General features: G+C 38.0%; 14 protein-coding genes. All 14 read left to right on the top strand.

Annotation, left to right across the window (positions count from 1 at the left end; translation table 11 throughout):
* Positions 1-189: 189 nt before the first annotated feature.
* Complete coding sequence (locus tag BUB48_RS02565) at positions 190-810, top strand: HutD/Ves family protein (RefSeq protein ID WP_073024222.1); 621 nt, start codon at positions 190-192, stop codon at positions 808-810.
* Between the two features lie 41 nt (positions 811-851).
* Positions 852-2,813 carry a transporter substrate-binding domain-containing protein gene (locus BUB48_RS02570; protein WP_073024224.1) on the top strand — a complete coding sequence of 654 codons (1,962 nt, stop codon included), beginning with the start codon at positions 852-854 and terminating at the stop codon, positions 2,811-2,813.
* Positions 2,788-4,140 carry a sigma-54-dependent transcriptional regulator gene (locus BUB48_RS02575; RefSeq protein WP_073024226.1) on the top strand — a complete coding sequence of 451 codons (1,353 nt, stop codon included), beginning with the start codon at positions 2,788-2,790 and terminating at the stop codon, positions 4,138-4,140. The genes BUB48_RS02570 and BUB48_RS02575 overlap by 26 nt, the downstream gene beginning before the upstream one ends.
* Positions 4,141-4,336: 196 nt before the next feature.
* Entirely contained in the window at positions 4,337-5,539 is a 1,203-nt protein-coding gene (gltS, locus tag BUB48_RS02580) for a sodium/glutamate symporter (protein WP_073024506.1), read from the top strand.
* A gap of 77 nt (positions 5,540-5,616) precedes the next feature.
* The gene (ftcD, locus tag BUB48_RS02585) at positions 5,617-6,513 is read left to right on the top strand and encodes a glutamate formimidoyltransferase (protein WP_073024228.1); all 897 of its coding nucleotides are present in this window, start codon (positions 5,617-5,619) and stop codon (positions 6,511-6,513) included.
* A 286-nt stretch (positions 6,514-6,799) separates the two neighbouring features.
* Positions 6,800-8,377 carry a DUF3794 and LysM peptidoglycan-binding domain-containing protein gene (locus tag BUB48_RS02590; protein WP_073024230.1) on the top strand — a complete coding sequence of 526 codons (1,578 nt, stop codon included), beginning with the start codon at positions 6,800-6,802 and terminating at the stop codon, positions 8,375-8,377.
* Between the two features lie 411 nt (positions 8,378-8,788).
* The gene (ispE, locus tag BUB48_RS02595; protein WP_073024232.1) at positions 8,789-9,658 is read left to right on the top strand and encodes a 4-(cytidine 5'-diphospho)-2-C-methyl-D-erythritol kinase; all 870 of its coding nucleotides are present in this window, start codon (positions 8,789-8,791) and stop codon (positions 9,656-9,658) included.
* Positions 9,659-9,676: 18 nt separating this feature from the next.
* Positions 9,677-10,420 carry a nucleotidyltransferase family protein gene (locus tag BUB48_RS02600; RefSeq protein WP_073024246.1) on the top strand — a complete coding sequence of 248 codons (744 nt, stop codon included), beginning with the start codon at positions 9,677-9,679 and terminating at the stop codon, positions 10,418-10,420.
* A gap of 146 nt (positions 10,421-10,566) precedes the next feature.
* Positions 10,567-10,782, top strand: coding sequence for a CLC_0170 family protein (locus BUB48_RS02605; protein ID WP_073024248.1), 216 nt, complete (start codon positions 10,567-10,569; stop codon positions 10,780-10,782).
* A gap of 1 nt (position 10,783) precedes the next feature.
* A complete protein-coding gene (locus BUB48_RS02610; protein WP_073024250.1) occupies positions 10,784-12,373 on the top strand; it encodes a spore germination protein in 1,590 nt (529 codons plus the stop codon).
* Positions 12,357-13,457, top strand: coding sequence for a GerAB/ArcD/ProY family transporter (locus BUB48_RS02615; RefSeq protein WP_073024251.1), 1,101 nt, complete (start codon positions 12,357-12,359; stop codon positions 13,455-13,457). The genes BUB48_RS02610 and BUB48_RS02615 overlap by 17 nt, the downstream gene beginning before the upstream one ends.
* Positions 13,454-14,596, top strand: coding sequence for a Ger(x)C family spore germination protein (locus BUB48_RS02620; protein WP_073024253.1), 1,143 nt, complete (start codon positions 13,454-13,456; stop codon positions 14,594-14,596). Before BUB48_RS02615 ends, BUB48_RS02620 begins: the two co-directional genes overlap by 4 nt.
* Positions 14,597-14,688: 92 nt before the next feature.
* Positions 14,689-15,348, top strand: coding sequence for a stage II sporulation protein R (gene spoIIR, locus BUB48_RS02625; RefSeq protein WP_073024255.1), 660 nt, complete (start codon positions 14,689-14,691; stop codon positions 15,346-15,348).
* Positions 15,349-15,454: 106 nt separating this feature from the next.
* Positions 15,455-16,186 carry a spore cortex-lytic enzyme gene (sleB, locus tag BUB48_RS02630; RefSeq protein ID WP_073024257.1) on the top strand — a complete coding sequence of 244 codons (732 nt, stop codon included), beginning with the start codon at positions 15,455-15,457 and terminating at the stop codon, positions 16,184-16,186.
* The last annotated feature ends 8 nt before the right edge of the window (positions 16,187-16,194 follow it).

Raw genomic sequence — 16,194 nt, forward strand, 5'->3', positions numbered from 1 at the left:
ACATTGGCAGGTAAGCATTCAGACCATGATGAGGGAAAGAGACTGAAGCTGTATCCATAGTTTTGGAATTTTAGCAGAATATATGAAAATGCATAATAAAATATGTAAATTATGTTTGCATGCCATATTATTATAATTTACACTATAAATAAGAAATCTCTATTATGGTAGAAATGGGATGAAGTAAAAATGAATTATGAGATAAAACTTATAACCAAGGAACAACAGAAAACCAGCACATGGTCAGGGGGTACTACAACCCAATTGGCCATCTATCCTGAGAATGCAGACTACGGAATGAGAAATTTCATATGGCGTTTAAGCTCTGCCACCGTTGAGGCAGATGAGTCTGTCTTTACTTCACTGCCGGGCATAGAAAGGATAATTATGATTCTTGAAGGGGAAATTATACTGGAACACGAGGGGCATTATAAGAAAGTTCTGGGAAAATTCCAGCAGGATTCATTCAGTGGAAGCTGGACTACAAGAAGCATAGGACAAGCTACAGATTTTAATCTGATGATGAGAGATGGTTGCCAAGGTCAACTGGAAGCTTTGGTACTTGAAAAACATGAATGGCGAACCATAACCTTTGAAGGAAAAGAGACATTTGAGAATCATGTACAAGCAATATACTCTGTGAAAGGTTCCATAATTTTGAGGTTCCCAGGACAGCAATCTATCCAGCTGGCACAGGGAGATATGCTGTTAATTAGAAATGACCATGATTGGCATGGCATAAACTACGAAATAAGAAACATGGCAGAAAATAATGCTGAAGTTGTTATAGCAAACATATATCACAAATAATAAATGCCTTTCTCCGAAAATTATAAAGTGCGGTGGGGAATATGGGAAAAAGAAGAATAATCATATATATTTTGGCAACCATTGTAGCTGTCTTTATGGTAGTATTGTGTATTTCCGAATATAGATTATCAACTAAAGAATATAGCAATACTGTAGTTAAGGTTGCTGGTGATAACAATTTTCCTCCCTATGAATGGTTAGATCATAATAATAATTATACAGGATTTAATGTGGATATTATGAGGGCCGTAGCTCTTGCCACCGGAATAGAGATAGAATTCTATCCCATGTCATGGGACGAAGCATGTGAAAAATTAAAAAATGGAGAAGTAGACATTATTCAGGGCATGAAATATAGCAGAGAACGAGATATGTATTATGATTTCTCCGATGAATACTTGGAAAACTCCCAGTCAATTTTTGTGTTGGCTGCAAATGATGATATCAGGAATTTCAAAGACCTAAACGGCAAAAGAATCGCTCTCCAAAGGGGAGATGCGGCTATATCCACACTATACGGATTAAGGCATTATACATCCGTATATGCTGAAAATCAAGAAGAAGCAATACACAGTTTAATGCAAGGAAAAGCTGATGCCTTCATAGGAAATACACTTACAGGCGTCTTCCTGATAGATAAAATGGGAATCAGGGATGAGATTAAAATAGTAGGAAAGACTCTTAATCCTACAATATATTCCATGGCAGTGAAGGAAGGGAATACGAAACTTCTTGATATAGTTAATAAAGGTATTAAAGAGATAAAAAGAAATGGAACCTACGACATTATATATAGAAAATGGTTTGGAAGGACCGTTAGTTATCCTACATGGCAAATTCGAAAATATGTTATGCTTACAATTGCAGTTACATTGGTGTTTGCTGTAGTTATGATATTATTTCTCCGCTGGAATAGTATGTTGAAAAAAGAAGTAGATAAGAGAACTGAACAGATAAAGCTTGAAAAAGATTTCAGGGAAAAGCTTTTAAACAGAATTTTCAGCGGAGTCGTAACTATTAATGAGGATAATATAATCACCTTTGCCAACGAACCTGCGGTAAAAATACTGGATATGGAACATGATAAACTCATTGGTTCAGATTATAGGCAAACCTATATAAAAGACCTATTTTCAAGGGATGAACTTTCCGGAAAAAGCGTAGATAAAGAAATTCAAATAAATGACAGAAAGGTGTTCATAAATTATAAGGCACAATTGATCCATAATATAGATGGCAACGAGGAGATAATATTAATTTTCAGAGATATAACAGAAGAAAAGCTTATACAAGAAAACATTATAACAAAGGACAAGATGCAATCCCTTGGAAATTTGATAACAGGCATAGCGCATGAAATAAGAAATCCATTGACTGCTATTAAAGCCTATGCCGAGCTCATACCGAAAAAAATAGATGATGCAAAGTTCAGGGATATGATATCTAAGGACATACCTCAGGAGATAGAGAGACTGGACAAGCTTGTAAGAGATTTATTGGAGTATTCTAAGCCAAGAAAACCTTTTATGGAAGAGATAAATCTCTATGAAGCTGTTGATAATGCTTTGCTATTGCTAAAAAAGCATATAGAAGAAAAGGCAATTAAAATGGAAATAGATATTGAAAGGAATATTACAGTAGTATTCGACAGAAATCATATTCAGCAGATACTTATCAATATATTGCTGAATGCTGTTGAAAGCATGAATAAGAATGAAAAAAGAATAGCCATTCAGGCTGAAGAAAGACGAAATTATGTTAATCTTTGTATAAAAGATAATGGTTGCGGTATTGATAAAAGTATTTTAAATCGAATATTCAATCCGTTTTTCACTACAAAGGCAAGCGGTACAGGACTTGGCTTATATGTAAGCTATCAGCTTTTATTACAAAACAATGGAAATATAACCGTAGATACTGAAGAAGGAGAAGGGACAACATTTACCATCACATTTAACAAGGCCGGAGATGATATATATGCAGAAGCTGCTTATTGTAGATGATGAGATATCAATATGCAATTCGCTGAGTTTTGCTCTTGAAGATGAATATGAGATATATACTGCAGAAGATGAAGAATCTGCAATGAAAACGGTATCCAGTATGGATATTTCAATAGTTCTGTTGGACCTTAGACTTGGCAGCGCTGACGGTATAAGCCTTTTAAAGAGAATTAAGTCCCTAAGTCCGAGGACTGCGGTTATCATAATGACAGCCTATGGAAGTATAGAATCCTCTGTTGAAGCCATCAAGTCAGGGGCTTTCTACTATATAACGAAACCCATAAACATCGATGAGTTGCTGTTATTACTTGAAAAGGCGCTGGAAAACATTGCGCTGAACGACAAGATACAAGATCTGAGCAGTCAGATATATGAGAGAAGCGCATATTATAATTTAATAGGAAGCTCAAAAAAGATGAAAGAAGTTTATGACCTCATAGACAGAGTCAAAGATATAGATAGCAATGTGCTGATAACAGGAGAAAGTGGTACTGGTAAAGAACTTGTGGCAAGAGCCATACATTTTCAGGGCAAAAGGAAGGATAAACCCTTTAATGTAATTAATTGCTCCGCTATTCCTGCCAATTTGTTGGAAAGTGAACTATTTGGTTATAAAAAAGGAGCCTTTACCGGTGCTTATGAAGATCGTAAAGGTATAATCGAATTATCCGAAGGAGGTACACTTTTTCTTGATGAAATAGGGGACTTGGATATAAGCTTACAGACAAAGCTCCTTAGAGTCCTGCAGAATAAGGAGATAAGACCGGTGGGTTCCATTAACGACATAAAAGCCGATGTGAGATTTATATGCGCAACCAACAGGGATTTAAAGGAAATGGTGAAAGCTAATCTTTTCAGGAAAGATTTATACTACAGGCTTAATGTCATAAATATTGACATGCCTCCTCTTAGACAAAGGAGAGAAGATATACCCAAGTTGGTAGACTATTTCATAAAAAAATACAATATGATGCTCAATAAGAACATAAAAGGTATTACTTCTGAAGCTTTGGAAGCCATCGAAAGATATGAGTTCGAAGGAAATGTAAGAGAGCTTGAAAATACAATAGAAAGGGCTATTGCTCTAACAAGAGAAGATTTTATAACTATAAAAGACTTGCCAAAGGATTTTTTTGATAAAAACATCAATATTCAACAAGAAGATGATGTGATAAGAATAAATATCGGAGAGAATATGAAATCAGTAGAGAAGAAGCTTATCATGCATACATTGAAGAAATATGGCGACAACAGAAAGAAAACCTCTGAAGTATTAGGAATAAGCGAAAGAGCATTAAGATACAAGATTAAGGAGTATAACCTGTAATAGCATGGCCTGCAAATATTGCCGCTCTGCAATTTTTGCAGGGGTCCTATGAATATGTATCTATTGGAAGCTGCTTAATTCAAAGATTGGACAAGGGTTTCCATTGGCATGAAATTTGCACTTCAATGATGCCATAAAATATTTAATATTTATAAAGGGAGGTAATTTTATGGCATTTGAAGTAGTGGATGGAGTTATGAACCTAAAACTGGATATGATTGCAACTTTGGCATTGGCTTTACTATTGTTGCTGCTTGGATATCAGATTAGAAAGAAAGTATTTTTCTTTGAAAAATTCTGTATTCCAGCTCCTGTTATCGGTGGTCTATTATTTTCTATTTTGGCTTTTATTTTTAGGCAGACCAATATAATTGCATTTAATATGGACACAACCTTCCAATCACCTTTTATGATTGCTTTCTTTACAACTGTAGGGTTGGGAGGAAGCTTTAAATTGTTGAAAAAAGGCGGAATACTACTTGTAATATATTGGGCTCTTAGTGCATTATTATCCATATCTCAGAATATTATAGGAGTACTATTGGCAAAACTTACAGGCATACATCCCATCTTGGGTGTTATGGCCGGTGCAACCTCTCTGGTAGGAGGTCATGGCGCAGCAGCATCTTTCGGAGCCACTGCTGAGCAGTTGGGTGTTACAGGTGCATCTGCTGTAGCTGTTGTTGCTGCTACATTTGGACTTATTTCTGGAGGACTTATAGGAGGTCCTATAGCTAAATACTTAATTGAAAAGAATAATTTGAAGCCTGTTACGGAGAAATTCCAGGTACAGTCCTTTGAAGAAGCAGCAGAAAGAGATGTTGTTTCGGAAATAACAGCTAAATCTTTTTTGAGTCACCTTGCGGTTATAACTGTATGTATGACATTAGGAACAATAGTTGGAACATGGTTTACAAACGTCACAGATTTTGCTCTTCCTGGATATGTAAGCGCTATGTTCATAGCAGTTATATTTAGAAATATAAATGATAACGTTAAATTATATAACTTTGACTATCATGTTGTGGATTTGATAGGAGATGTATCTTTAGGAATATTCCTTTCAATGGCCTTGATGACATTGAAGATATGGGAATTGGCGGGTCTAGCCATACCGCTGCTCATTATATTAATCTGCCAGGTGATATTTATTATCATATATACGATATTTATTTGCTTCAGACTTCTTGGAAGGGATTTCGATGCTGCAGCCATGTGTGCAGGGATGGCAGGCCATGGTCTAGGAGCTACCCCCAATGCAATGGCTAATATGGGTGCAGTAACAGAAAAGTTTGGTCCTGCGCCGAGGGCTATGCTCATAGTACCTCTCGTCGGTGCATTCCTGGTAGACCTTATACACATTCCAAACATCATTTGGTTTATAAACTTTTTCAAATAAATATAAAAATTGGCACACTTTGCTGATGGTTGAATTTGAGCATCAGTAATGTTACCATAACATTTGGAGGGATAAAAATGGCAAAACTTGTAGAGTGTGTACCTAATTTCAGTGAAGGTATTAACAAAGAAGTCATTGAGAAAATAGTTGATGAGGTAAGAAAGGTAGAAGGGGTGAAGCTCCTTGACTACTCATCGGACACAGATCATAACAGAACCGTTGTAACATTTATAGGAAACCCTGAAGCAGTAAAGGTTGCTGCATTCAATCTAACAAAGAAGGCTTCAGAGTTAATTGATATGGCAGTCCATAAAGGAGGTCATCCTAGAATGGGTGCCACCGATGTGGTTCCTTTTATACCCATATCCGATGTTACTATGGACGAATGTGTTGAAATAGCTAGAGAAGTGGGCAAGAGAATAGGCGAGGAGTTGAACATTCCTGTATATCTATATGAAAATGCTGCAACAAGGCCAGAAAGAACCAACCTTGCAGATGTAAGAAAAGGACAATATGAAGGTTTCTTTGAAAAGATAAAAGATGAAAATTGGAAACCTGACTTCGGCCCATGCGAAATGAATGTAAAATCCGGTGCAACGGCGGTAGGGGCAAGAGCTCCATTGGTAGCATTCAATGTAAACCTTGGTACCAGTAATATAGAAATAGCTGATAAAATTGCCAAAACCGTAAGGCACATAGGCGGGGGATTGAGATTCGTCAAAGCCATGGGCGTGAAACTGGAAGAAAGAAACATTGTTCAAGTATCCATGAACCTCACCAACTATGAAAAGACAGCTGTATACAGAGCCTTTGAAATGGTAAAAATGGAGGCACAGAGATACGGTGTGCCGGTGGTTGGAAGCGAAGTTATAGGTCTGCTGCCTATGAAAGCGCTGATAGATTGTGCAGAATACTATCTCCAGATTGAAAACTTCAGCATGGATCAGATATTGGAAAAGAGAATTATGGAATAGGTTAAAATCTCCGCAACAGCATGCTGCTGCGGAGATTTTTGGCCACTGGGAATTTGTAATCCATAGCTCGAAACTTAAATTTATATGACTGTATAAGCATAAAGGCTTATACAGTCATATTTCTTATGCCAAGGAATACCCTGTTATGGAGACTGGAGGCTAATGCAGGCTGACCAGTTATTTATTTTTTTGTCATAAAACCTTTCCCTCCTCATATACATATATATAGAACTTAGCTGTCCCAAAAGGTGGGAAAAGCCAAATTATTGATAGGAGGAGGAAAAGGATGCCTGTTGAATTAATAAAGAATCCGTTAAAGCTATGCAGGATAATTGGGCAAGAAATATCCAGCACTGTGGTGGAAGAGGACATAAATGTACCAGATGTCAGTCCGGATGTATATAAGATACTATATCCCTCTGCCCGAGTAATAATCAAAAACTCTGAAACTGCAGGAGATAAAGTAATGATAGACGGCCAAGTGCTTATGAACGTTTTATATGCTGCAGATATGGAAGGAAGACCCCTTAATTGCATCAATATATCTGCGGATTTCAGCCACTCCATTGAAGTGCCCGGTGCAAAACCTCGCATGAAGGAATGGGTGGATGTAGTAATACAACATGTAGAATCTGAAATAATCAACTCAAGGAAAATAAGAATCAGAGTAATAATGGACATAAACTGCATGGTTGAAGATATATTTGATATGGAGCTGCCTGTAGATGCCAGAGGAGCGGCAGACATACAGGTATTGAGGGAAAGCTTCGGAGTAAAGGAATTAGCAGGACTCATGAAAGATAAATACACCATAAAGGAGGAAATGGAACTAAGTCCGGAAAAACCGGCTGTAGACGAAGTGCTAAAAACTGATTTTAAGGCAGCGATAAAAGACCTGGTCACAATGGATGGCAAGCTCCAGATAAGCGGTAGCCTATGCTTTACATTGCTATACAAGTCTTCCAATGATGGATCCATTGAGAACTTCGAGGGAGAAATTCCTTTTACCGAGTACATAGAAATGCCTGAAGCAGAAAGCAATATGGAAAGCATAGCAGATCTTCAACTAAAGGATTGCTATTTGGATGTATATGAAAACGACGAAGGACAGAACAAAAAAATATCCGTCAATGCCAATATGGACTTAATAGGCAAGACATACAAGGATTTGGCTCCTGATATTCTCAATGATCTCTATAGCCCTACTTCAGAGCTGGAGATGGAAAAGGAAGATTATGTATTTGACGAATTCATGGGCAGAGCCATAAACAGCACAGTCATAAAGGAAAGCCTGAGTATTAACCCAAAAAGCCCGGAAATTGAAAAAGTATGCTCAATGGATGCCAGGGTAATTGTAAATGAAGTCAAAGTCATGGATGACAAGGTAGCGGTGGAGGGTACCTTGGATGTAGACTGTATTTATGCATCATCCTTCAGCGGTGAACCCATGAATGCTCTCAAGGATCAGTATCCCTTCAGAACAGTGCTGGATTTGTATGGAGTCAATACAGAAATGAATGCCAGAGTGGCATGCAATATTGACAGCATAACCTTCTCTGCCATAAGCAATACTATAGTAGATTTCAGAATAATAATAATCACCATAGTAGATGCTTATAACAAGAGAACCAAAAAACTTATAGACAAGGTAGAGGAAAAGGAAGGAATAGTGTTGGATTATAATACTCTACCGGCAGTAACCGTATATGTGGTAGGGAAGAACGATACCCTCTGGAAAGTTGCGAAGAAATATAACACCACAGTAGACGCCATAGCTAAAGTCAATAACATAGAAAATCCGGATAAAATCAATGAGGGGGATAAGATACTCATAATGAAAAATATGAGACTATCAAAAAAATAGGCAGATAGTCAACAGGCAGTTAATTCATAAATTGGCTAGGGAACAGCACTCTCTAGCTTTTATTTTTATGCTCTGAGCTTAGAGCTACGTGCTACGTGCCGCGAGCCAAGTATCAGGACGGGAAAGGAATACCTTATTTACCCTAATCGATGCAGTATACATACTTCTTTAAGATTATCATGTTATAAAAATATCCACTCTAGTGTATTTTGGTGAAATTTTAGTGTCTTTTAGTGTTCTAAAAAATCCACCACCGTGTCAATCCGTGATACCCTCCGTTTACATCCGTGTTCCCTAAAAGACCCTGGAGAAAAACCCTTGCAACTAGAGACTAGGGACAGAATAAGGAATACCCAAAAGCAAATCCGTGTATTATAATGTTATTGTAGAATACAATCGGAGCGTGATAACATGAAATACATACAAAAAGCACCTGCAAAGATAAACCTTGCTATAGATGTGCTGAGCAAAAGGCCCGACGGTTTTCATGATGTTAAGATGATAATGCAATCTGTAGCCTTATATGACGTAATATCGCTAAAGCCTGTTCACGGAGGCAGGATTACCGTCACCTCCAACTCAAAGAACATACCTACAGATGGCAAGAATATTGTATATAAAACCGCTGAATATATCCGGCACAAATACAATGTAAAATCAGGCGTAGAGATTCATATAGAGAAAAACATTCCCATATCTGCAGGTCTGGCAGGAGGAAGTACAGATGCGGCAGCAGTGCTGAAGCTTCTGGACAAAGCTTGGAATCTGAAGCTTACCAAGACAGAGATGCTGGAAGCTGCAAAGAAGCTGGGTTCTGATGTGCCCTTCTGTATAACGGGAGGCACTGCGCTTGCTGAAGGGCTAGGTGAAAAACTTACCAATCTCAAATCTATGCCGGAATGTTACATACTTCTGGCCAAGCCTGATATGGACATATCCACCAAAGAAGTATACGAGGGAATAGATCTGGAGGAAATCACCAGAAGACCGGACATAGATGCCATTATAGAAGCAATAAACGAAGGCAATCTTAACAAAATAGGTGATAACTTATGGAATGTCCTTGAATATGTAACCATTAAAAAATGCCCTCTGATTAAAGACATTAAAGAAAAGCTTATGGAATATGGAGCTTTGGGCAGTGTCATGAGCGGAAGCGGACCTACGGTATTTGGCCTATTTAAGGATCAATCCCAAGCCTATATGGCTTATGAACATATAAAACAAATGGTAAATGAAATATTTGTTGTCAAGCCCTTGCCCAGTGATTGTAACATGTGATATCAAGAGGTGAGGAACATGAATGCTATCATACTGGCAGGAGAGAAGAAGAATGAAAACTTCAAAGCATTGGAAAACAAGGCTCTGCTGAAGATTAACGACAGATATATGATAGATTATGTTTTGGATAGTGTAAGAAAGGTATCCTACATAGATAAAATAGCAGTGGTAGGAGACAAGGAGCAATTGTCAAAGGCCCTTCAGGGCAAGGCAGACTATATTATCCAGGGCACAGAATCCATAGTGGATAATATAATTTTGGCATTGGAGGAATTCTCCCAAGATGAGGAAATACTGCTGCTAACCTGTGATATTCCAATGATAACTCCTGAGGCCATAGAACACTTTATAGAAAATGCAAAGCAAAAAAATGTGGACCTGTGTTATTCTATAGTAGAAAAAAGTACAAATGATGAAAAGTATCCGGAAGCCAAAAGAACCTATGCAAAACTAAAGGAAGGCCAATTTACCGGAGGAAACGTGTTCTATTTCAAACCGGAGATAAGGGACAGATGCAGAGAATTTGTTGATGAAATGCTCAAACACAGAAAAAATCCAGCCAAGATGGCAAGAACTTTAGGCATAATGTTTTTACTGAAGCTGTCGTTGGGAATGCTGACTATAGATGCGATAAAGAAAAAATGCGATAGCCTTCTGAATATAAATGCGGGAGTAGTCATATCCCCCTATCCCGAAATAGGTAACGATGTTGATAAAACATCGGACATAGAACTGGTAGAAAAATATTTATCAGCTTTATAATTACCGATTAATGAGTTTGTATCAATCATCTCCTATTGTAATAATAACGCCGGGGACATACCTAAGCAAGGAATGATCCCTATGTATAATAAATCCACAGCCTGCAAAATATAACTAAAGAATGTTTGCAGAAAGGCTGTGGTTTTTTGTTACAAAAATTCTTATTAAGCATAAAAGATTTTATGGATGCTCCGGTATTCGTACTTATTGTCCTTATATCAATATTTGAGTTATTTGTTGACAGGCCTGCTCTCAAAAGTGAAGGTCTTATGAGGGATGCAAAAATAACATCCTTTGTAAGCATAATTTGGATAATATTAGCTGTGGCAATGGCTATCATAAATAATACTGCGAGGTGGTAATGTGTCACTTTTTAATGGAAACAAAAAAAGCTCTGACAACGATAAAGAAATAAAAAACAGGACCACTGACTCTTTAGATATAAACATTGGAAAAGTAAAGGAAACGCTCAAAGACTGTGACGATATAGTCTACAAAGAATTTGTTGTAGGGGAAGAGCAAAAACTCCGATTCACCCTTGTGTATATAGACGGAATGAGTGATACAACTTTACTTAACATGACGGTATTGGAGTCATTGATGATCAGCGCCAGAGAAGTAGCGCCCGATGCTTCTAAATTTGCTGATAAGCTCTATGAATTGGTGCGTTATGGCAATTTGCCTGCTTCAGAACTGAAAGGGACTGAAGATTTGGATGAAGCCATATTGGATATATTGATCGGAGATGCAGTATTATTTATAGACGGCACTGCCACATTGATAACCATAGGAGCAAAAGGTTGGCCTACAAGAGGAGTCAATGAGCCTAATACAGAATCTGTTATCAGAGGTCCCAGAGATGGTTTTGTAGAAACCTTCAGAAAGAATACGGCTTTGGTGAGGAGAAGGATAAGAGACCCTAGGTTGAAGTTGAAGCAGATGAAGATAGGAGTAAGAAGCAAAACAGATGTGGGCATATTTTACATAGAGGACATAGTCACAAAGGAATTAGTGGATGAAGTTTTGAGAAGACTTGAGTCCATAGAAATCGATGCAATATTGGACAGCGGTTATATAGAGCAGTTTATAGAAGATGATCCCTATTCTCCTTTTCCCCAGATATCTATAACAGAACGACCGGATCATGTAGCTGCAGAGCTGTATGAGGGCAGAGTAGTCATATTGGTGGATAATACCCCCTTTGCCCTGATTGTTCCTGCCACTTTAAACAGTATGTTCCAATCTCCTGAAGATTATTACGATCGATGGTTTATTGCCTCAGTCCTTAGATTCATAAGAATCATAGCCAGTTTCATAGCCATGCTTTTGCCAGGGTTGTATATAGCCTTTACATCCTATAATCCAGGAATAATACCAACTAGGCTGGTGCTATCCATAGCAGCCTCAAGACAAGGTGTGCCCTTTCCGGCAGTGGTGGAAGCTTTCGTAATGGAAATGACTTTAGAGCTTTTGAGAGAAGCAGGAATAAGACTGCCAGCTCCTATAGGCAACACCATAGGCATTGTCGGAGGTCTTGTAATCGGTCAGGCAGCGGTTCAGGCAGGCATAGTAAGCCCCATAATGGTCATTGTAGTGGCCTTGACTGCAATAGCCTCCTTTGCCAACCCAAGCTATAACTTATCAATTGGGTTTCGCATAATGCGGTTTGGACTGATGATTATTGCAGGGCTGCTGGGATTATATGGCTTGACTTTGGGGTTTATATTGATAATAACCCACTTGACAAGACTGAAGAGCTTTAATGTACCATACCTTGCGCCTTTTGTAGCCATGAGAACTACAGATTTAAAGGATACAGTGTATAGGGCTCCTATATACAAGATGGTAAGACGGCCTTCTTTAACCTCTAGAAACAAAATTAGGTTGAGAAACAACAGGGGTATAATAAACCAGAAGGCAAAAGGAGGTCCCAAGAATGATAAAAAACAATGATACCATAAGCCCTTACCAAATAACCATGATAGTCATCATGACAATAGTAGGTGTAGGCATCTTTTCTCTGCCGGCCCAACTGGCTGATACAGCAGGATCCGATAGCTGGTTTGTAATACTCATTGGAGGTTTATTGAACCTTATGCCTTTGAACATCATACTGATGATAAACAACAGGTTTCCAAATAAAACTCTGCCTGAGTATGCTCAAGATATAGTGGGAAAGGTGCCAGGTAAAATCATTACTGCGATCTATGCCATTTACTTCATCATATTTGTAGCCTATGAAGTAAGAATCATCAATGAGGTTATAAAGTCTTCTTTGCTTTTGAGAACTCCTTCCGAGGTTATAATGCTGACCATGATCCTGACAGCAACATATGCGGTAAGAGGAGGAGTTGAGTGTGTAGCCAGGGTTATGGAAATGTTTTTTCCTTTGCTGTTTATACCTTTGTTTCTCATCATGATCCCAGGCATTGCAGACTTGGATTTAACTAATATTATGCCTGTTTTTTACAATCTATCATCAAAGATTTTAGTATCTTTGCCTAACATGGCTCTTAGTTTTGCAGGTTATGAAGTTTTGATGTTTTATGTTGGTTTTATGGAAAACCCTAAGAAAGCATACAAGAGCGCCAACATAGGGATAATTTTTGTCACTGTTCTTTATATGGTTATCATCATCCTATGTCTCACCATGTTTGGAGTAACCATGCTTAAAGATTCTATATGGCCTCTTCTGGGATATGTAAGGGACATAGATCTTCCCGACTTGTTCTTAGAAAGGCTGGATGCGGTTATGCTGGCCATATGGCTTTTTACCGTATATACCACCATAGTGTCCTTGTACTTTGTAGTAACCTATTCAATTTCAAAGATATTGGGAACCAAAGAGCAAAAACAATTTGTTCTTCCTTTGGTACCTATTATATATTATATGGCTCTGTTGCCTCAAAACATAGTTTACCTAAAGGAAATGGAAAACTTTTTATTCCAGTATTTGGGTATAATATTGATCTTTCTCATTCCAATTGTGCTGCTTGTTATTGCATGGATAAGAAAGGTAAGGGGTGAGGTATCATGAAAAAGATTAGAATCCTTTCTATGCTCATGGCTTGCATGCTGTTGTTGACAGGATGCTGGGACAAAGTAGAATTGGAAGATAGAGCCTTTGTACTTGCAATAGGAGTGGATAAGGCAGATGGAAAAAGCGAGGATAATGAAACAGGAATTCTGGACAAATATAGCTTCAGCTTTGTTAATCCAGATACCGCAAAGGCTGAGGAAGGCAAGGTAAATGATTATGTAACCTTTGAAGTTCAAGCTCCTTCATATCACATTGCTATAACCAGGCTCCTCCAGAGATTTGCCCAATACCATACCTATGAACATACAAAGGCATTGATATTCGGCAAAGAATTGTTGGAGGACGAGGTATTGTTCAAAGCCATACTGGACGCCTTCAGAAGAGGAACCCAATTTAATACCAGTATGTATGTGTTCATGACTCTTGGTGAGGCTGCGGATATATTGAAGGCAAAACCGAAGATGAAAAGTTTGTTGGCCTACTATATAACAGGGATTGCAGAAAATGAGAAATATGCTACTCGTGTTGGAAATGTTAGTTTTTTGGATTTTGCCAGACAGCTTCTGGACAATGAAGGGGATGGGGTTATTCCTGATATTGAGCTTCATGAAGACGGATTAATATCAAAAAATTTGGGGATTATAAAGGATTACAAACATATAGGGCATCTTAATACAACAGAGGCAATAGCATGGAAATGGCTCAACGGTAAAGCCAGGGGAGGGGTAATAGAAATTGAGGATGGAAGTATTTCTATACCTTTCAATTTCTCTCATTTCTCAAGGAAAATATACTTGGATAAGATTGAAGATGGGAAAATTTATCTCATATATAACATGAAGACAGAAGGCTCTATAGAAGAGTATACTTTGGAAAAGGACCTGATGGAAAAGGAGAAGCTGGCTTCACTTGAATCAAAAATAGAACAAAAGATAAGGAAAGACTCGTTGGAATTGGTGAAGAAAATGCAGGAGGAATACAAAGTGGATCTTTTGGGTGTTCGAGAATATCTATTTAAATATCATCCCAGGGTATATGAAGAAATAAAGGACAATTTTGATGAAAACTTTGAAAAAAATATAATCATTGATGTGAAAGTGGATGTTTCCATTAGAAGAATAGGCAAGATTAAATAATGAGACATTATCTGTATAATAGGTCAAATATATGGTAACAATCTAAGTGTAGGGAATACAAACATATACCTGCTTCTATAAGGAGGATTCACATGAAATATAAAATAATATCCTTTATACTTATTACATTCTTCATATTTGGATTGCTTATGAACTTACATATTAATAATGATTCTACTCTTGGAAACATAAAGGACAAAATAATAAGACTTCATGTGGTAGCCAATAGTGATTCGCCAGAGGACCAGTCCATTAAGCTTCATATAAGGGATGCCATAATAAAGGAATTGGAACCAAAACTCCAGGATCTTAAAACTCAAGAAGAAGTGAAGAGTATCATATTAGCTAATATGGATAATCTTATGGCAGCGGCAAAAGAAGAAATGGCGACATTAGGAAAGAATTTTCCTATTCAAATAGAGTTTGGAACCTTTGAGTTTCCAACAAAGGTCTACGGTGATTTAAGCTTCCCCGCTGGAACTTACCAGGCTCTTAATGTAAAGATAGGTGAAGCCCAGGGCAAGAACTGGTGGTGTGTAATGTTTCCTCCCCTTTGCTTTGTGGACATAGCCCAAGGCGTAGTATCTGAAAAGACTCTGGAAGAATTTAAGGAAATATTGGATGAAAATGAACTGGAACTATTAAAAAGCAAAAAAGATGATGAAAAAGAAACGGTTAAAATTAAGTTTAAGCTGGTGGAAATGGCCAAGGATTTTAACAAAAACCTTGCCAAGATAATAGGAAAAGAGTAGTTGGGCAAATGGATCTAGTACCCTTTGGAAGAAACATATATAAATATAAACAGAATAAATAACCTTCTGTTGCAAAAAATAAAATCAAACAACAGGAGGTGTTTTTATGTTGTTAAAATTCCTAAAGAAATATAAGTTCCTCATAGCTGGCATGACATGTGCAGCTATTTTAACAGTGCTTATCAATTCAGGATATATTGTAAATCCCCTTAGATATGGAGCAGAAACCATTCTTCTCAAATGGGGTTCAAGGGGGGATTATGTATATGTGGTTCAGGACAAACTGAAAAGATGGGGATATTATAAAGGAAATATAGACGGCATATACGGCAATGAAACCCGTTTAGCGGTGATGGAGTTTCAAAGGAAAAATGGGTTGAAGGCTGATGGCATAGTGGGAGATCAGACGGCAAAAGCATTAGGCATTAACATACCAGGAGGAGGCGGAGGAAGCAAACAAGCTTCAAAAGGAAGCGGTGGAGCCAGGGGAAATGAACTATATACGTTGGCCCAATGCATCCATGGTGAAGCAAGAGGGGAGCCCTACATAGGCCAGGTGGCAGTAGGAGCAGTAATAATGAACAGAGTCAGAAGCCCTCTGTTTCCAAATACCATAGCCGGTGTAATATTCCAACCCGGAGCATTTACGGCTGTATCAGACGGTCAGATGTTTCAACCGCCAGGAGAAACTGCTTTAAAGGCTGCTCAGGATGCTCTAAATGGTTGGGATCCATCCGGCGGAGCCCTATACTATTACAATCCTGCCAAGACCACCAGCAGCTGGATTTGGAGCAGACCCGTCATAAAAGTCATTGGCAAGCACTATTTTGCTAAGTAGGAGGTGGA

The organism is Lutispora thermophila DSM 19022 (genome assembly GCF_900142105.1).
GTDB lineage: Bacteria > Bacillota > Clostridia > Lutisporales > Lutisporaceae > Lutispora > Lutispora thermophila.

Bases quoted from the DNA above. Each gene is read 5' to 3' on its own strand.
- BUB48_RS02600 (WP_073024246.1), top strand. From the start codon at position 9,677: ATGAATGCTATCATACTGGCAGGAGAGAAGAAGAATGAAAACTTCAAA.
- BUB48_RS02570 (WP_073024224.1), top strand. From the start codon at position 852: ATGGGAAAAAGAAGAATAATCATATATATTTTGGCAACCATTGTAGCT.
- BUB48_RS02615 (WP_073024251.1), top strand. From the start codon at position 12,357: ATGATAAAAAACAATGATACCATAAGCCCTTACCAAATAACCATGATA.
- gltS (WP_073024506.1), top strand. From the start codon at position 4,337: ATGAACCTAAAACTGGATATGATTGCAACTTTGGCATTGGCTTTACTA.
- sleB (WP_073024257.1), top strand. From the start codon at position 15,455: ATGTTGTTAAAATTCCTAAAGAAATATAAGTTCCTCATAGCTGGCATG.
- spoIIR (WP_073024255.1), top strand. From the start codon at position 14,689: ATGAAATATAAAATAATATCCTTTATACTTATTACATTCTTCATATTT.
- ispE (WP_073024232.1), top strand. From the start codon at position 8,789: ATGAAATACATACAAAAAGCACCTGCAAAGATAAACCTTGCTATAGAT.
- ftcD (WP_073024228.1), top strand. From the start codon at position 5,617: ATGGCAAAACTTGTAGAGTGTGTACCTAATTTCAGTGAAGGTATTAAC.
- BUB48_RS02575 (WP_073024226.1), top strand. From the start codon at position 2,788: ATGCAGAAGCTGCTTATTGTAGATGATGAGATATCAATATGCAATTCG.
- BUB48_RS02565 (WP_073024222.1), top strand. From the start codon at position 190: ATGAATTATGAGATAAAACTTATAACCAAGGAACAACAGAAAACCAGC.
- BUB48_RS02620 (WP_073024253.1), top strand. From the start codon at position 13,454: ATGAAAAAGATTAGAATCCTTTCTATGCTCATGGCTTGCATGCTGTTG.
- BUB48_RS02590 (WP_073024230.1), top strand. From the start codon at position 6,800: ATGCCTGTTGAATTAATAAAGAATCCGTTAAAGCTATGCAGGATAATT.